The 18,345-nt window shown below is 36.1% G+C and carries 16 protein-coding genes; 11 read left to right on the top strand and 5 right to left on the bottom strand.

Translation table 11 applies throughout. The annotated features are described in order from the left end of the window. Positions 1 to 70: 70 nt before the first annotated feature. The 5 genes from DRF60_RS11195 to tssO form a co-directional block, all read right to left on the bottom strand. Positions 71 to 2,566: an ATP-dependent Clp protease ATP-binding subunit gene (locus DRF60_RS11195; protein ID WP_116012147.1), complete on the bottom strand. Its 2,496-nt coding sequence runs from the start codon at positions 2,564 to 2,566 to the stop codon at positions 71 to 73. A gap of 866 nt (positions 2,567 to 3,432) precedes the next feature. Then, positions 3,433 to 5,832, bottom strand: a complete 2,400-nt coding sequence (tssR, locus tag DRF60_RS11200; protein WP_116012148.1) for a type VI secretion system protein TssR domain-containing protein — start codon at positions 5,830 to 5,832, stop codon at positions 3,433 to 3,435. A 47-nt stretch (positions 5,833 to 5,879) separates the two neighbouring features. Further along, a complete protein-coding gene (locus DRF60_RS11205) occupies positions 5,880 to 6,788 on the bottom strand; it encodes a PKD domain-containing protein (RefSeq protein WP_116012149.1) in 909 nt (302 codons plus the stop codon). 45 nt (positions 6,789 to 6,833) lie between these two features. After that, positions 6,834 to 7,361 (bottom strand): type VI secretion system transmembrane protein TssO, encoded by a 528-nt coding sequence (locus DRF60_RS11210; protein ID WP_116012150.1) that lies wholly within the window; start codon positions 7,359 to 7,361, stop codon positions 6,834 to 6,836. 15 nt (positions 7,362 to 7,376) lie between these two features. Continuing rightward, positions 7,377 to 7,910 carry a type VI secretion system TssO gene (gene tssO, locus DRF60_RS11215; RefSeq protein WP_116012151.1) on the bottom strand — a complete coding sequence of 178 codons (534 nt, stop codon included), beginning with the start codon at positions 7,908 to 7,910 and terminating at the stop codon, positions 7,377 to 7,379. A 180-nt stretch (positions 7,911 to 8,090) separates the two neighbouring features. On the opposite strand from tssO, the gene DRF60_RS11220 reads away from it, so the two are divergent. The 11 genes from DRF60_RS11220 (at position 8,091) to DRF60_RS11270 (ending at position 17,955) form a co-directional block, all read left to right on the top strand. Continuing rightward, a complete protein-coding gene (locus DRF60_RS11220) occupies positions 8,091 to 8,762 on the top strand; it encodes a response regulator transcription factor (RefSeq protein ID WP_116012152.1) in 672 nt (223 codons plus the stop codon). A gap of 137 nt (positions 8,763 to 8,899) precedes the next feature. Next, entirely contained in the window at positions 8,900 to 9,190 is a 291-nt protein-coding gene (locus DRF60_RS11225) for an HU family DNA-binding protein (protein ID WP_002984212.1), read from the top strand. 363 nt (positions 9,191 to 9,553) lie between these two features. Next, the gene (locus DRF60_RS11230) at positions 9,554 to 11,113 is read left to right on the top strand and encodes an Rne/Rng family ribonuclease (protein WP_116012153.1); all 1,560 of its coding nucleotides are present in this window, start codon (positions 9,554 to 9,556) and stop codon (positions 11,111 to 11,113) included. A 71-nt stretch (positions 11,114 to 11,184) separates the two neighbouring features. Beyond that, positions 11,185 to 12,603 (top strand): T9SS type A sorting domain-containing protein, encoded by a 1,419-nt coding sequence (locus tag DRF60_RS11235; protein ID WP_116012154.1) that lies wholly within the window; start codon positions 11,185 to 11,187, stop codon positions 12,601 to 12,603. 140 nt (positions 12,604 to 12,743) lie between these two features. After that, a complete protein-coding gene (locus DRF60_RS11240; RefSeq protein WP_116012155.1) occupies positions 12,744 to 13,670 on the top strand; it encodes a PD40 domain-containing protein in 927 nt (308 codons plus the stop codon). Positions 13,671 to 13,679: 9 nt separating this feature from the next. After that, the gene (locus tag DRF60_RS11245) at positions 13,680 to 14,150 is read left to right on the top strand and encodes an OsmC family protein (RefSeq protein WP_116012156.1); all 471 of its coding nucleotides are present in this window, start codon (positions 13,680 to 13,682) and stop codon (positions 14,148 to 14,150) included. Positions 14,151 to 14,326: 176 nt separating this feature from the next. Next, positions 14,327 to 14,401, top strand: a complete 75-nt coding sequence (locus DRF60_RS21630; protein ID WP_238640197.1) for a hypothetical protein — start codon at positions 14,327 to 14,329, stop codon at positions 14,399 to 14,401. A gap of 293 nt (positions 14,402 to 14,694) precedes the next feature. Beyond that, positions 14,695 to 15,324, top strand: coding sequence for an NUDIX hydrolase (locus tag DRF60_RS11255; RefSeq protein ID WP_116012157.1), 630 nt, complete (start codon positions 14,695 to 14,697; stop codon positions 15,322 to 15,324). A 27-nt stretch (positions 15,325 to 15,351) separates the two neighbouring features. Further along, entirely contained in the window at positions 15,352 to 16,158 is an 807-nt protein-coding gene (locus tag DRF60_RS11260) for a lysophospholipid acyltransferase family protein (protein WP_116012158.1), read from the top strand. A gap of 15 nt (positions 16,159 to 16,173) precedes the next feature. Then, positions 16,174 to 16,611 (top strand): hypothetical protein, encoded by a 438-nt coding sequence (locus DRF60_RS11265; RefSeq protein ID WP_116012159.1) that lies wholly within the window; start codon positions 16,174 to 16,176, stop codon positions 16,609 to 16,611. A 6-nt stretch (positions 16,612 to 16,617) separates the two neighbouring features. Then, entirely contained in the window at positions 16,618 to 17,955 is a 1,338-nt protein-coding gene (locus DRF60_RS11270; RefSeq protein WP_116012160.1) for a UDP-N-acetylmuramate--L-alanine ligase, read from the top strand. The last annotated feature ends 390 nt before the right edge of the window (positions 17,956 to 18,345 follow it).

The raw sequence follows: 18,345 nt of genomic DNA on the forward strand, positions 1-18,345 counted from the left end.
ATTTCTTCTGGTTATTGGCAAGAAAGCTATCATACAAATCTTATCAGAGTACCGCTTTCTTTATATTATTTTAATCTACCTTCCAATTTAGTTTTTCTTCTTCATTATTCCAGTCTACATGGATAGTCTGCCCAGATTTCACTTCTTCCCTTACAATCATTTTAGAAATCGGTCTTGCCAGCTGTGCACGGATTACGCCGGAGATCTGCCTTGCTCCGTATTTGCTGCTGAATCCTCCCAATGCAAGGTTTTTCACTGCTTCATCACTGATTTTTAAGGTCATTCCCAATCTTGTCAGTGAAGCATGGAGTGATCTCAGCTGGATGTTAAAAATTCTTTCCGCAATAGATTCCGTAATCGGTGCAAAAGGAATAATCTCTGTGATCCTCGCTAAAAATTCCGGTCTGAATCTTCCTGAATTAGACATGATTTGCATCAGTGAAGACGATTCCGGAACTTTTCCTTCTTCAAATTGTTTCACGATCTCTTCGCTTCCGATATTTGAAGTAAACAGTATCAGGGCATTGCTGAAATCCCCTTCTTTTCCTAATTTGTCATGAACTTTTCCTTCATCCATGATCTGTAAGAATACATCAAAAACGGAATGATGGGCTTTTTCAATTTCATCAAATAAAACAACAGTATACGGCTGCTGCCTAATTTTATTAACCAGCATTCCTCCTTCTTCATATCCGACATATCCCGGAGGCGCTCCATACAGTAACGCTGCGGAATGTTCTTCTTTAAATTCAGACATATCAAAACGTACCATAGCCTTCTCATCATTGAAAAGAAGTTCTGCCATAGATTTTGCCAGCTCGGTTTTTCCAGTTCCAGTAGGTCCCAGAAGGAAGAATGATCCTATAGGCTGCCCGGGTTTATTCAGTCCGCTTCGATTTTCAACAATAGCATCTGATAGGATCTTTAAGGCATGATCCTGTCCTACTACTCTATTCAGTAAAAGGGATTCCATATTCAGAAGCTTTTCTTTTTCCTGAGCCTGGATCTTCCCAATCGGAATATTTGTTTTTGCCGCCATTACTGCTGCCAGTTCCAGGCGGTCAACTTTTTCTCTTTTTACAGCTGCATGCTCTAAAAGCTCCACGTAGGTATCATCAATGATCTTGTGGATCTGGTCAACAGGCATGGAATTGTCGATAACAGGCTGTTCGTTTAGTGATCCCCAAAGAATAGGACTTATTTTATCTCTTAGAAGATTATAGTTCCAGATGAGTTCATTAGCCTGGTCTTTGCTGTCGGTAAATTCTTCTTTTAAAATGGCCTCATAAGTTTCTTTCCAGTCTGCTAATTCTTTTTCTGAAAGCTCATCCAGCATTTTAATGGCAGCCATAGTTCGATCTAGCAAGTCAATTGCAGCATCAGGCAGTTTTTTGCCTTTTGCATATCTTTTTGCCAGTCTTACACATTCGGGAATGGAGTTTTTTTCTACTTCAATGCCATGGTGTTTTTTGTAGCCGTCAAGAAGCACGTCGATCATTTTCACACAGGTCTGCTCATCCGGCTCATTGACTGTCAGAACTTCAAAACGACGGTTGAAAGCCTGTTCAGGTTCAATGATTTTTCTGTATTCTTCCTGTGTTGTAGCTCCTATCACGGTAATTTCGCCTCTTGCCAGTTCGGGCTTAAGGAGGTTAGCTACATTTCCGATGCTTCCTTTCGGGTCAAGAAGGGTATGAATTTCATCGATGAAAAGAACTGCCTTTTCGATTTTTTTACATTCTGTAATGACTTTTTTCAGACGGTCTTCAATTTCGCCTTTATAAGAAGTTCCGGCTAATAATGCTCCGGTATCCAATTCGAGAAGGGTTGCATTTTTCAGCATTTCAGGAACATTTCCTTTGGTGATTTCTATGGCGAAACCTTCTACTAAAGCTGTTTTCCCTACGCCGGGCTCTCCAATGATGATAACATTCGGCTTGCTTCTGCGACAAAGAATCTCAACGAGCATTCTTAGTTCTTTATCTCTTCCTATAATGTTTTCAAGGTCGCCTTTTCTGGCCTGTGCTGTTCTGTCTACACAATAACTTTTTATTGATGGAAATGATGAATCTGTGAAATCCGAACCGTTTGAAAAAAGTGATGAAAAATCACCGTCTTCGGATACAGCGAAAGGGGTGTCTTTTCTATATAAATTGAAAATTTCATGTTCTCTCAGAGGAAGCGATTTCAGCTGTTGCAGTGAAAAGATCACCTGAGGTTTTACGATAGCTGTGAGGATGCAGATGGGTGTTATCTCATCCAGTCCCAATTTTAAGCGGATGTCGTCTGCTTCTTCTGTAAGGGTGTCTACAGCTTCATCTTGGCGTACCTCATCCGGAATATGTGCTGTTTTTGGATAGTCTTCAATACGGACGTCTGCCCATTCATAAAAGTAGCCGGGATCTTTATCAATACTTTTCAGGAATTCACTGAGGCCAATATCTTTATGCATTAAGGCCTGCAGAATATGCGGACCGCCGTATGTGGCATTATAATTTTCCTTCGCTATTGACTGAGCAATATGAAATAGCTGTTTTACTGTTTCGTTGGTTACTAGTACTCCCATTATAATTTTCTAATATTAATATGTTTGTGTTTCTTTTAATTTTTCAGATTATTTGGCGCAATCTGTCAAAGTATACCTTTTACAAATATATATTTTTTATGTAAGATGTATGTTGGATAAAGATAGTTAATTCTTTGATTAGAGAAGTAATAAGTTTTCTGTGTGAAATTCAAATGTTTCTGAAATTCCGACAACATTTTTGGATGGCTGAATTAAAATTTCCGTGATATTCTGTGTTTTTATTTTTCATATTTCTGTGTGACTGTTAAGATAAAAAGCATCTATTTTAATATTTAAGCAAAAAGACCGTCTTTAGAGGACGATCTTTTCTTATGAATGTTGATGTGTAATAGTGCTTCTTAGTTATATGGCTGCAACCCGGTGATCATCTGTATTCTAACTTGAATAACTCCTGTTATTTCTTGTCATTGAATGTTATGATTCTCTTGAATTCCCTGCCATAATCGTAAATTTTATTCACTATTAATATTTTGTGATGTGGTGTTTGTTTAACAAATATAAAGAGCTTATTTCTATTCTAAAAGTATTTTGATATAAATTTCACATTTTGTAGTAATTCTACGACTTTGGATTTAAGAATCCTTGTTAGAAGTCACCAGGACAGGGTTCGTAATTTATTAGAATATATAGAAAAAAGAGGAATTTTACACTTAAATGAGAAATAGGAAAGTTTTGGAGCGTTATTTTGAACTCCAGAATATGAGTTTTATAAATCTGTTGTTTAAAAAATATAGATTTAGGCTGAAATCTTGAGACCCCCTCGACTTTAAGTTATTGTTAAAGCCCTTCCGTAAACAAAAAAGCAGAAGTTATACTCCTGCTTTTGTTATAATATCATTAATAGATTAATGTTTTGTGTATTCCGGTTCATCAACAGTCTGAGTAGTTGGCATAAAGTATTCATTAAGCCAGTAGAAGGTTTGCCCGTTCTGCTGGATCTTCACTGCCGGATTGTTTCTGTGGGAAAGCATATGTTCTGCCAGATTCTTATAGTTCTTGAAATACGCTCTTGCTGTTTCTTTTAAAACAATTTTAGATTTTTTCCAACCTTTCAGCTTATATTTCGACATCAGCTCGTCTTCAGAATTATCAAAACCGGTACTTAATCCTACTGCGTAAGCCATTGGTTTTTCATACAGCTCAGACTTATCCAGGAATTTTAAGGTAGGGTTATATTTTTTCAGAAGCTTGATATACTCTTTAATTGCTCTGGACTGGTTAAAGTCTGCTCTTTCAGGCTCGGTCTTATGATAAACTTCGGTATAGAAGTTCTTTAAGTTATCATATTCCGTTTCAGAGATAAGGATTCCTTTTTCTATGCCCGGCTTGTAATCTTTCAGATTTTTCGGGATATATCCTTTTACAAGGAACGGGTTTCCATAGTTGATCAGCTGTGCTGCAATTCCTGCAGAAACCGGATTGGTAAGACCTGGGAAAAGATATTTATATTTCAGATCTACATCTGTTCTTCCGGCTCCTACCGAGGAATGGAAATACTCATTCAGGGATTTATCAATCGTTTCGTTATCTAAAGTTACCTGTGCAATAAGACTGTCTACAGATTTTTTCAGGTATCCAGGAGTTGCAACATCACCTTTTTTAGGGAAGATAACAAATCCCTGGGACATACTCTGCTTCGGATAATCCAGCGAGAAGAATCCGGCATCGCCTTCAACAAGGTTAAAGTTATTTTTGGTAAGAACATCACTTTGGTTGATAATTTTCTGCTTTTTCAGTTCGGCAATATTTTTAGCAGTATTGGTCACTACATTTTCAGACATTAATACAAAATCATTGTAGGTATCGGATGATCTTGCACTGGTCTGGAACATAATCACTCTGGCCTGTGCCTGTGTAAGAGAGCTGATCACACTGTACATATTTCCGCTCTGATTGGCTGAAGTACCTACAGTTACCACAATATTAGTTTCATCCGGAACATTAGAAAGCAGATTTCCCGCAGCAGAAAGCGCTTCGCCAACCGGCTGATATCCGCTATTGCTTGCGCAATTCATTTCATTAGTTTTTTCATCAATGAACTTGGTGATCTTACTGTAATCTGTACTTAAATTGGAAGTCATGACGTTTTCTCCACACGGATTGTTCTTATATAAAACAACGCCGTATTTTACGCCATTAAAATAAGACGGTTTTTCAAATCTAAGCTGCAGGTCCTGAAGAAGAGATTTAACGATCGGGGCATACGGAGCATTTGGAGCACTTACATCCAAAGCAAAAACGATGTTGATCTTTTTATCTCTTTCCGTGATTTCCCTGTAGCGGTCAAAATAAATTTCTTCCCCTAAAACATTGAATACATAATTTTTACTGTAATCTAAGATATTGGTGAAATATTTCGTTTTGGAATCCGGTGTGGGAGCTTCATTTAATGCTAAATTTACCGGATAAATATTCTCAAGAGGTGTTCTCTTATTGGTATCCGTAAGAAAAACTGCAGTTCTGCTTTCTGCGTCTGCTGCACCAGGATACCCCTCATGCACCCCTAACGCAGACTCTGTAACGTGTGTATCATTTTTAAGTTTTACAGCAGAACGCTCACCCCATGCAGAGATTACATTGGCGTTTACCCATCCGTATAAGCTGGTGCTGATACTGTCTATATCAATAGAAGGTTTTTTACCTACCAGAAAACGTTTATTATTTTCTGCCTGTTTGTAAACATACACCATCTGTCCGTTTGGAATTTTGACATTGGCAGCTTCTATAAGGCTTGGTGAATTGAATACCATGATGGAATCATTCTTATAGTATCTTTCTGCGCTTCTGATCACTTCGCTGTGATTCGGAACTACAGCGACTCTTACAGGGAAACCTGTTTTTTCGCTTTTTAAAGAATTATTCCATAAAAGAAGATCGGATTCCGGAATCCATCCATAGGTTTTAATGGATTTTGATGAAACCTTTTTCATGAGGGCATCGGGAACGTATTCCGCTACTTTTACCATTCCATCTCTATGTTTCAGAACCATTAAAGGCTCGAGAAATTTAACTTCTTTGTAAGATTTTTCGTCACTTTTATCAAGATAGGCCGTATTCCTGGACCTGTCTGAAATAACGATCCACGGGACCGATTTCTTAGGGTATCCGTTCACTACCGGCGAATTGTCTACTTGTCCGTATTGAGACGGCTCAGGCGTTCTTTTAGACGGTAGCTTGACCTGACAGCTTGCTAACAATACTGATAATCCTATATAATATGCTGCTAGAGGAAATTTATTTTTCATCCTATTTTATTTTTATGATTGGTGGTGTATCCGGGTACCGGATTATATTATTTGCTTTGATTTATATCTACCTTCGTTACACAGTTCTGCTTATCATCTAAGTTTACTTTTACACTCTGGATCACAACGTTTTTATCAAATTGAAGTCCTGCACAGTACATATAGAAGTTATTCGCCTTGCTGTCACTTACTTTTACTACCGTGTTCTCGTTGTTGCACAGATAGGTTCTCAACAGATAGTTATAATGCATATTAAAACTGTTCCCGTTGGCAATCTGCTGCAAATGATATTTGAAGTCATCATCAACCTTTTTATAGGAATCTTCTACAGGTAGTTCATCTTCCTGCAAAGAGTTGTAAGCCGGAAGGATCTTGATAAGGTGATAAATAGGTTCCTGACTTTCCTCTGTGAATAATGCCACGCGGTAATCTCCCGGTTTTTTGTAAGAATAAATGGCCATCTTCTCTTTAGCATCTATATTGCCCGTTTCACCAAACTTCCATGCAAACTGTGTTGCCTCAGAAACGGCACGGAATTGTACATTTTCATTCTGCATCGCCTGTGTAGGAGCTTCTATAACGGTACTGATCCTCGCACTGTCTTGTGGCTTCTGATATCTGGCTGAAACCATTACGGGAAAGGTCTTACTGTATTTGTTATCAATAATCAGGCTTACTGAATAATAGCCCGGTTTATTGTAAAAGTGTATTCCGGTACTTTTGTCTGAAGTTGTTCCGTCCCCAAAATTCCATCTCTTGGTTTTTGCAAACTGGGTCTTGTCTTCAAATAAAAGAGTATCTCCTACAGATAGTGAGGAAGGATAAACTACTCCTACAATATCATCGGCAGAATGGATTACCTTTTTCTGCAGCCATAACGCAATGAGCGCCGCAATAAGCAGCGTTGCGATAACACCAATAATAATGTTCTTTTTGTTTTTTTGAAAATAATTCATAGTTAAGTGATTGTGATGTTTTTATTCCTTCAATATTTATTTCTTTTACTGGGTTCTTGCCCTCAGTGCATTTTGTCTTTCGTAAAGACGGTTTTGCTTATCTTTAAAACCGATTCTGCAGTCTTCCACTTCTTTTTCGAATCTTTTTACATCTTCTATAGTGGTAGAAATAACTTTTTTGTCTTCAAAATACATTTTGTAGAATTTAGCAATCTGTGGATACGCATCTTTACGGATATCCATGACATTGCTATTGCCTTGAAAATGACTGGCAAGGCCATTAATTCCATTAAAAATATTGTTTTCAGCGAAAGGCTCCGGAGATTTATCTGCAATTCTGCTGATAAGAACATATGTGCTGTCCATTTCGGGCTGTAAGATCTTTTGCTGGCTTTCGAATGCTGCCTTCTGCTCCAGACTTTGTATTCCTCTTACATCTTCTTCGGAAAAGGGAGAATCATAACCTTTTAAAAAGATGATTCCGAAGAATATCATAGCTGCTAAAAGCATCAGTATCAAATAAAAAAACTGATAATGCCTTTCTTTCTTAGATAGTGTAATAGATCCCTGCATATACTTATTTTTTTATTATCTTCTTCTTCCTCCTGTGAAATTCCTTGTAGGATCTTTTTTAAGCTGGCCATTGGCTCTTCCTACTTTTACTATACATTCCTCAAGATCCCTGAGAACTATCTTTTTCTTGGATTCTACCCCTATGATATCATTCTTCAATTTCAGCATAGGCCCTATCTGTTTCATTAGAACGGCATAATGCTTAAAATTATCAGCACTGTCTTTGCCCATAATGTTTTTCGCCTCCATCACATCATCCATAATTCTGGTTCTGAGGAAAACATCATTTTCTACCTTATTAATGTTAAGCTGGTTCATCTGGTCATATATTTTATCTACATGATCCCTGAGAACGTCACCCCTCATCATAAGTTCCTTATAGGCATCAGCTTCTCGCACGATTCCTTCCCGTTGTATACTGTAGCTTTTAAAAAAGAAGAATAAACACAGAAAAGACACCACCGACAAAACGGTGAAAGACAGAATAAACTTCCAAATGCCTGCTCTGACATCAGATTTGTTTAGTTTTTTTTCTCTGTTAGAAGACATATGTTTGTGATTTGTTTGGCCTGTGAAAATATAAAAAAAAAAATTTATGCACAATACGTATTTTCCCTAATGTAATTTCGTGAAAACCCTAATTAAGCTAACATTAATTTTACCTTTCATAAGTTTTTCATAAATTAGGCCTCTGAATTTTAAATATCAAACACCAAATCGATATTAAAAGTGAGTAAATTATTATCAAACACAGTCCGGTTTTCTATAGCTGACAGTGACTTCTACTTTAAGAAGATCATGATCAAAACACTTATGGAAAACCCTTTCTATATGCTTCTGAATGACTGTAATAACGGCCATGAACTTGTGAACAGAATTTACAGGAGACAGGAAGATGTGTTTATCATAGAACTGTTTATGCCGGTATTAAGCGGGATAGAGGCTATAAAATACATCAGGAAAAACAATACGGAAACTCCTATTGTAACGTATTCCAGCACCTACCAGGAGGATATGGCTGAAATCCTATCCAAAATCCCTAATATCTATTATTGCCAGAAAAAGAGCACTATTATAAAAGATCTCATTAAAGGAAGCATTGCTTCTGACGGCTTTGATTACGAGAAATATTCCAAGGAATGGGAACAGCAGCCACTGGCAGTACAGAATTATATGGAGAGGCAGAAAAAAGGACAGGAAGAGCTGAGCCCTACTGAAATACAGCTTATGAAATTTTGTTACGAAGGCTACAGCAATAAGGAAATTGCTGAAAAACTAAGCCTTAGCACGCGTACGATTGACACCTATATTAACAGGCTTACGGAAAAGCTGGGACTGAAAACAAAGCTGCATCTTATCCGTTTCTGTGTAGAAAATGGCTACTACAATTCCAGTATGTAGGAAGATTTAATGTAATATTAATATAGGATAAACATAAAAACTCCAACTCTTTAAACAAAAAAATTTGCCACTAATTTGCTAGTATTCAATTTTTTTAACTAAATTTGCACACCTAAAATTTAAAATTAAAAAAGGAAATGACAAAGGCAGAATTGGTAAACACCATCTCAAATAAGTTGGGAACAGAAAAGAATGAAACACAGAAAGTTGTAGAAGCTTTTATGCAGGAGATCAGGACTTCTATGTATAATGGAGATAACGTTTATCTGAGAGGTTTTGGATCTTTTATCATTAAAACAAGAGCTGCTAAAACAGGAAGAAATATTTCTAAGAACACTGCAATTGAAATTCCTGCTCATAACATTCCTGCTTTCAAACCTTCAAAATCTTTTGTAGAGAAAGTAAAAACAAAAGTCGCAGTAAAATAAAAATTAACTGAATATTAACTAGTTACTAAAAAATTAAAATTATGCCAAGCGGAAAGAAAAGAAAAAGACACAAGGTTGCAACTCACAAAAGAAAGAAAAGAAGAAGAGCAAACAGACATAAGAAAAAATAATCTCTTTTTTTCGAGGTTTACAATATAATAATATAGTTGGTGGTTTTATTTATTTAGAGTTCACCGACTATATTTTTGTTTGCAACTATAAGATTTCCAAGGAAAAAGGCTTTTGCAGATATTTTTAAAAAGATACAGCAATTTCATTCTAAATTCTTATATTTAAAATTATTTATTTGCTAAAAAATACGCCAGTTTCCTATAATCTTAATAAATTTTTATCTTATACAAAATGAAGAAAGAACTAATAGTTTCGCATGAAGATGATCTTACAAAGATTGCACTACTGGAAGACGGAAGACTATGTGAACTTCATGAGCAAGAGGACAAAAGCGAATTTATAGTTGGAGATCTGTTTGTAGGAAGAGTAAAAAAACTGGCCCCAAACCTGAATGCAGCATTCGTAAATATCGGTTACGATAAGGATGCTTTTCTGCATTATCAGGATCTTGGACCACAATATCTCACCTACAGAAAGTTTTTAAAAGATACTATTTCTAAAAAACAGAGCACTTCAAGCTTAAAAAATTTCGAGATACAACCCGAAATAGACAAAAACGGAACCGTAGACAAAGTCATTGCAAAAGATGACCTAGTTCTGCTACAAATCACTAAAGAACCTATTTCTACTAAAGGTCCGAGGATCTCTACCCAGGTTTCTTTAACAGGACGCTTTCTGGTCCTGATCCCTTTCGACAACAAAGTTTCCATTTCAAAAAAAATCAGGACTACTGAGGAAAAAGAAAGACTGAAAACACTTATTGACAGTATCAAGCCTGAAGGTTTCGGTGTCATCATAAGAACAGTAGCGGAAGGAAAAAAAGTAGCAGACCTCCACAATGACATGAATCAGCTGATCCAGAAATGGGAAAGCACATTCAAAAACATTCAGAAAAGCAAGGTTCCTGCAAGGGTTTTAAGCGAAGAAGACAAAGCTTCAGCTATTTTAAGAGACAATTTCAATCAGGATTTCGTAAGCATCATTTGCGATGATGAACAAATGGCAGACGAAATGACCAACTACGTGGAGGTCATAGCTCCGGAAAAAAAGAATATTGTCCAGTTTTATAGTTCCCACATCCCTCTTCTCGAATATTACAACGTTGAAAAACAGCTCAAACAGAGTTTTGGAAAACACGTTAATATTCCAAGTTCAAAAGGTGCCTACCTTGTTATAGAGCATACAGAAGCACTTCACGTGATTGATGTAAACTCCGGAAATAATATCACAACTGGAGCCGCTGTAAACAAAGAGCACGCTCTGAAAGTAAACAAAATGGCAGCCACCGAGATTGCCAGACAGCTTCGTCTCCGAGATATGGGAGGCATCATTGTAATTGACTTCATCGATATGCAGAATCCTGAACACAGAAGGGATCTGTACGAGCATCTGAAAGAAGAAATGAAGCGTGATAAAGCACGTCATAAAATTCTTCCACCGAGCAAATTTGGACTGATCCAAATTACCAGACAAAGAAACCGCCCGGAAAAACAGATCGAAACAAAAGAAGAAAACCCGAACAAAGACGGAGAAATTGTAGCTCCTATTGTAATCGTGGAAAGAATGGAAGAAACCATAAGAAATATTATCCAGAAGGATAAAGGAAAACTTTACCTGCATGTACACCCTTTCGTTGAAGCTTACCTTACCAAAGGAATCAAAAGTATTCAGATGAAATGGTTTATCAAATATAAAAAATGGGTAACCATCATTCCCCGGGATTCTTTCAAATATTTAGAATACAAAATTTACAATTCGAAAAAAGAAGAATTGGTTGGATATTCTAATTAACACAAAATTATAAACCTCCAGTTTTCTGGAGGTTTTTTATTATATTTACAATCTTAAAACACACGTAAATAATGATAAAAAATTTATTTTTCGTGCTGCTTCTTGCGGCACAAACTGCTTTTGCACAAATTATTTCTAAAGATCCTTCCTTTGCATCCAATGGAGTATCTAACGTTGCCAGCTACACGTTGGCCTGGAATATGGCACAAGATTCTAATGGCAGTATTTATTCATCTTATTCTATCCCTAATAGTAACCAGACATTTGTATATAAACTTACAGCTAACGGAATTCTGGATTCAGCTTTTGGGAACAATGGAAAAATTCAGTTACCTTATTATACCTATCAATGTCAATTAAAAATGCAACCTGACGGAAAATTGGTAATTTTTGGTTATGGTAATATCAGTGGCGGAGTTTCTGGTTCTTCTGATGTATGGATAGTATATAGAATGCTTCCGAATGGTCAGTTAGATCCTACTTTCGGAAACAATGGTATTTCGACAATTCCTAACGCTATTGGTAGTGATGTAAATGGCCGTTCTTTAGGACTGATCTTACAAAATGGAAAAATAATCGTTTATGATTCCACTACTATATATAGATTTAATATTGATGGAAGTATTGATACCTCTTTCGGAAACAATGGTTCTGTAGCCACTCAGGGAAACTTTTACTATGGTGCATTTGTACTGGTAGATAACCAATCTAACCTTATCTGTATTACTAAAATCAACTCACCCTATGGTAATGGTGTGATTGAAAAATTCAGTCCGGATGGACAGCCTGTAACGAGCTTTGGAAACAATGGCATTTTAGAATCGAATTTGTTATTTTCACCTTTTAGTACTGCAATTATAGACAGCAATAATAAAATTGTTATTTCAAAATCAAATTCTACAAGCAATGAAATTTTTAGACTAAACCCGGATGGAACCATTGATAATACATTTAATTGTGCCTTATCTGTAATATATCCCAACGCTTTGGCTAAAAGCATTATTGAAAAAGATGGATATTATTACATTGGAGGAAACCAATCATCTCATCCATATACTCCCTATGTGTCAGATGAATCGCCAACCTTTTTTACAAAGCTCACACAAAGCGGTTCGATAGCTCCTGATTTTGGTTATTATCCGGATAGTTCATTTTCCAGTGTTGAAGAAATGATTGTTAACAACAATAATATTATCGTAAACGGAGGTGGGTATATCGTAAAGTATCTGCTTAATAACCTCACATTATCAACAACAGATATTACAAAAACCAATAGTGATATCTCTTTTGAAAATCCGGTTAAGCAAAATTTAGTTTTCAGCACAAATAAAAAAGTAAGCAAAATAGAAATCTATTCTACACAAGGGAAAATTGTGAAAACTCTAAAAGACAGTAATACCGATCTTTCAGAATTGTTAAAAGGAACTTATATAGCAAAAGTAACATTCCAAAACGGAAAAACAACAGTTAAAAAACTTATAAAAAATTAGATTTTGTCAAACAAAATCACATCATTGATTAGCACTAATTATTATAAAGCTTTAGATTCTGGAAATACGATTCGGAACTTTGGATGATTATTTTAAACCTTTAGATTATTTAACTAAATTAGAACATTAATTTTCTAAAGATGAAATATATATTTACTGCTCTATTCCTTCTTATCATAAATTCATTTGATGCTCAGGATATAAATGCAATAACAGTCTTTGATAAAAAGCTTAACTCATTTCTCAACGTAAGGGATTTTTCTATTTCGGAAGATGGAAATGAGGCTTTTTTCACTATTCAAAGCCCTAATCAGGATATTTCCCAAATTGCCTATATCAGAAAAGATAAAAAGGATTGGTCCGAACCTCAACTATTGCCTTTTAATGATGCCTATTCGTATATGGAACCTTTTTTAGCTGATAACGGAACTCGATTATATTTTGCTTCTGACCGCCCTTTACATAAAACAAAAACAGAAAAAAAGGATTTTGATATCTGGTATGTGGAAAGGAAAAATAAAAACTCAGAGTGGTCGGAGCCTATTAATATGGGAAAACCCGTGAATTCTGATCTGGATGAGTTCTTTCCTACCCTTTCTGATAATAAAAATTTATATTTTACTCTGGAATCGCCTACCGGAATGGGAAAAGACGATATTTATTTCTGTAAATGGGAAAACAACCAATATTCTGATCCGAAAATACTGGATGAAAACATCAACAGTACGGGATATGAATTCAATGCTTTTATTTCTAAAAAAGAAAATTTTATCCTTTTCACAAAATACAATGAAAAGGGAGGACAGGGAAGCGGCGACCTTTATATTTCCCAAAAGGACTCTCAAGGAAAATGGCAGAAAGCAAAAAATTTAGGAACACCAATCAATACAAAATTTATGGAATATTGTCCTTTTTATGATGAAAAAACACAGGTTTTATATTTTACCAGTAAAAGAAGCAATAGATCTCCAAAAAAATTCAAAAACATATCAGATTTTCAGCAGTATGTTAACGAGGGTGAAAATGGTTTAAGTAAAATCTATAAAATACCTTTTACAATAAAATAATCATTTACCATGAGTAAAGAACACTATTACAAAGCAACAATTAACTGGACGGGCAATAAGGGAACGGGAACCAGCAGCTATAGAAATTACGAAAGAACCCATACAATTCAAATTGCAAATAAGGCTCTCATTGAAGGTTCTTCTGATCCTGCATTCCGTGGAGACAAAACCAAACATAACCCCGAAGACTTTTTTCTTTCTTCACTTTCTTCCTGCCATATGTTATGGTATCTTCATTTCTGTTCCGAGGAAGGCATTATTGTTACGCAGTACACCGATGAAGCTACAGGAATTATGATCGAAACAACGGATGGAAGCGGACACTTTACCTCAGTTACCTTACATCCTACAGTGATTGTAGCGGAAGAATCAATGATTGAAAAAGCAAAGGAACTCCATCATAAGGCAGGACAATTTTGCTTTATTGCCAGGTCAGTCAATTTTCCGGTACAACATATCCCTGCCGTATTAGTTAAATAATTTTCACTACAGGTTAATTCAATTTAAAATACTATTGATACTAGGTTTCAACTATAATAACTCTAAAATTACCATTCAAAACCATACCTTAAACTGATATGCGACGGATTCAGCAGTAAAGATATTTCTGAAAAGCTTTTATAAGCATTCATACTGTAGAGATCCACCGGAAAAGAATTCTCTTAAAACTAAATGCAAAAAATTCCGTGGGAATTGTAAAATGCGCCTTAGAAAATCACATTATCGACTGATGAAAAACAATTTCAATTCACCCAAATGAAAAAACACTGCTAAAGTGTAAATTTTCAAAATCACGGTTTACAGTTTTGAATGTAACTGTAAACCTCTTTTTCCAAATCACCTTTTCAGTTGCGTGGAAATACGGATCACTACATATTGATTTTCAAATAAATAATTCCTATTTTTCAATCTGAAAAATCCTTATTCTTTAAATTTAAAGCTTTTAAATCTTAAATCCTCCTTGAATGGTTAATTAATGTTAATGCCTATTCTTTTCTTCAGTATATATTGCTAAATTTGAAGTATGGAAAGTTTTGGAAAAGATTTATTAAGGAAAATTACAAATGTAGAGCTCCCGGGAATAAATGCCCATGGAGTATTTTCACCTCCTTCCCGACCTGTATTTACGTATGATGAAATATTGGCAAAAAATCCAAAATTTGCAGCTGTTAATATTATACTTTACTTAAAAGATAATGAATGGTATTTCCCATTGATCCAAAGAACCATTAACGAGCATGACAGGCACAGCGGACAGATCTCTTTGCCCGGCGGCAAACGTGAAGAAATGGATAGGGATTTTGCTGAAACCGCAGTACGGGAAACCTCGGAAGAGATTGGTATAGATAAGCATTATATAAGGGTGATCAGAGAGATGTCTCCTATTTATGTACCGCCGAGTAATTTTTATGTGTATCCTTACATTTCGTATACTAAAAAGAATCCGCTTTTCGTTCTTCAACAGACTGAAGCGGTAGAAACTATAGAATTTCCTATCACTTCTTTTCTCAGCCTTCCGGATAATCCTGAAATTATGGCGCTGCCAAGCGCTGCCGGACATGAAGTACCGGTTATCAATTTCAACGGATATATCATCTGGGGCGCTACAGCAATGATATTGAGCGAGTTTAGCCAGTTGCTGAAAAAAATGTAACTTTGCACTACCGTGTTTAATTGAGAGATGGCGAAGAAAAATATTTTCACCGATGCATTCGGAACACCTTATTTTTTAAAAAGGTTTATCATTTTTATTTTAGGAGTTGTATCCTACAGAAGGTTCAACGGCTTTAATAAATTAAAGATAACCGGTACGGAACACCTTGTGGATCTTCCCGATTCCAACGTGCTTTTTGTATCTAACCATCAAACCTATTTCGCAGATGTAGCAGCAATGTATCATGCATTCTGTGCTGTGAACAACGGGTATCTGAATACGATTAAAAATCCTATCTACCTGCTCAACCCAAAGATTGATTTTTACTATGTAGCAGCAGAAGAAACCATGAATAAAGGGATTCTTCCTAAAATTTTCAAAATTGCAGGTGCTGTAACGGTAAAAAGAACCTGGAGAGCAGAGGGTAAAACAGTCAACAGAATGGTAGATCTTACAGAAGTTGACAATATTATGAAAGCTTTGGACAATGGCTGGGTAGCTACTTTCCCTCAGGGTACTACATCTGCTTTTGCCCAGGGACGAAGAGGTACAGCCAAGCTGGTCAAAAATCAGCGCCCGATTGTGATTCCTATCAAGATCAACGGTTTCAGAAGGGCATTCGACAAGAAAGGCCTTCGGGTAAAGGTTACCGGTGTAAAACCTACCATGGAGTTTAAAGCACCTCTGGATATAGATTATGACAATGAAAAAGCTCCGGAAATTTTATTGAAGATCATGACTGCCATTGAGCAGACAGAAGATTTCAATGTACTACACAATTATGATGAAGAACTTAAAGCTAAAAAAGTAGAACAAAAGGACTCAAATAATTAAAGTAAGTAGAAAATTATGAACAAAATATTAGGGATCTTATTCACGGTCTTGGTATTAGTTTCGTGTAACAGTCAGAAAGTATATTCAGATTTTGATATAAGCTATTCCAGAAGCGGAGGCTATGCTCCAATGTACGAGAATTTACTCATCAAAGGCAATAATGCACATTATTCTTTAGAGGAGGCAGGGAAAAAATACACACATGACTTTAAAATTTCTGATGAAGATTTAAAGAAACTGGACCAGACCCTTTCCCAAAACAATTTCAGAAGAATACAGGAAGACCACAAAAAACTGTATGATCATGTGACTACTTCCATTAATGTAAAGAAAGGCCCGAATGAAGGCAGCAAGTCAGATGCCAGCATGATGATGCCCAATTTTACGACGAACTGGAATAATATTCTGAATGTTTTCCAGGAAGTTATTAATAACAACGTAAAAAAACAATAAATAAAGTTGAAAACCCACTTCATTGCTGTCGGCGGAAGCGCCATGCATAATCTTGCTATTGCATTAAAAGACAAAGGATATCAGGTAACAGGTTCGGATGATGCTATTTTTGAGCCTTCAAGATCCAGACTGGAAAAGAAAGGAATTCTGCCTCAGGAAATGGGCTGGTTCCCGGAAAAAATCACTGCGGATATTGATGCAGTTATCCTTGGGATGCATGCGCATCAGGATAATCCTGAGCTGGCAAAAGCAAAAGAGCTGGGCTTAAAAATTTATTCATATCCTGAATTTCTTTACGAACAGTCAAAAAACAAGACAAGAGTAGTTATTGCCGGATCACACGGTAAAACAACAATCACCTCTATGATTCTTCATGTCCTGAACTTTCACCTGAAAGAGGTGGATTTTATGGTGGGCGCCCAGCTGGAAGGTTTTGACTGTATGGTAAAACTAACCCAGGAGAATGATTTTATGGTGCTGGAAGGTGATGAATACCTTTCATCTCCTATTGATCTCCGTTCCAAGTTTCTGCTGTACCAGCCTAATATTGCTTTAATGAGCGGTATTGCTTGGGATCACATTAATGTATTCAAAACATTTGACGATTATATAGATCAGTTTAGAAAATTCGTTGCAAGCATTACTCCCGGCGGTGTCCTGGTATACAATGAAGAAGATGCAGAAGTGGTAAAGGTAGTGGAAGCGGCTGAAAATTATTTCAGGAAAATCCCTTACAAAACTCCTGAATATGAGATCAGCAATGGAAAAGTATATTTAAAAACTGAAATGGGCGACGTTCCCCTTTCTGTTTTTGGTGCCCACAATTTACTCAATATGGAAGGAGCAAGACATATCTGCCGCCAGCTGGGTATTATGGACGAAGATTTCTACGAAGCCATTATGAGCTTTAAAGGAGCTTCAAAACGTCTTGAAAAAGTAGAAAGAGAAGATCAGGGAACGCTTTATAAAGATTTCGCTCACGCACCGAGTAAAGTGAAGGCGGCGGTAAAAGCTTTCTGCGAGCAGTTTAAGAAAGAGAAAAAATACGGTTTCCTGGAGCTTCACACCTATTCAAGCTTAAATCCTTTATTCCTCGAGCAATACGATCATGCTATGGACGGTTTGGACGAAGCCATAGTTTTCTATTCTGAAGATGCTTTAAAGATCAAAAGAATGGAACCTATTTCCCCGGAATTCATTAAAGAAAAGTTCAAAAATGATGCCTTGAGGGTATTTACCAATGCCGAAGAACTTCATGCTTATTGGGAAACGCTGGATAAGACTGACGGTGTTTTTCTGATGATGAGCTCCGGAAATTTTGGTGGCCTGGATCTAGCAAGATAAAACTATATCCAATCCCAAAATAAGTTAACAGAAAGGCAATATATTAGTGAAAATTTTTATTCTTTTTAAACAATTTATCCGTTTATAATTATTAGAAATATTTAAAAACAGATGGTTGCGTTAATATGTACATTGTGCAACCGTTTATAAAAAAATGAAACATTTACTAATAATATCAATATTTTTCTCTATTTTTTTGTTTGGACAGGAAAAAACAATTATTGGAACTTGGAATACCATAAAAGTTTCTAGTGATATATTTCAAATGAATAGATTTTGAAAATGAATATTTAAAATTAGATGTATACTTTGGAGGTGAGCCGACGAAATATCTATTGAAAAGAGAATAAAAAAACCGTCGCACAACAAAGGTTTGGCAATAACAGGCGC

This window comes from Chryseobacterium elymi (assembly GCF_003385495.1).
Classification (GTDB): Bacteria; Bacteroidota; Bacteroidia; order Flavobacteriales; family Weeksellaceae; genus Chryseobacterium; species Chryseobacterium elymi.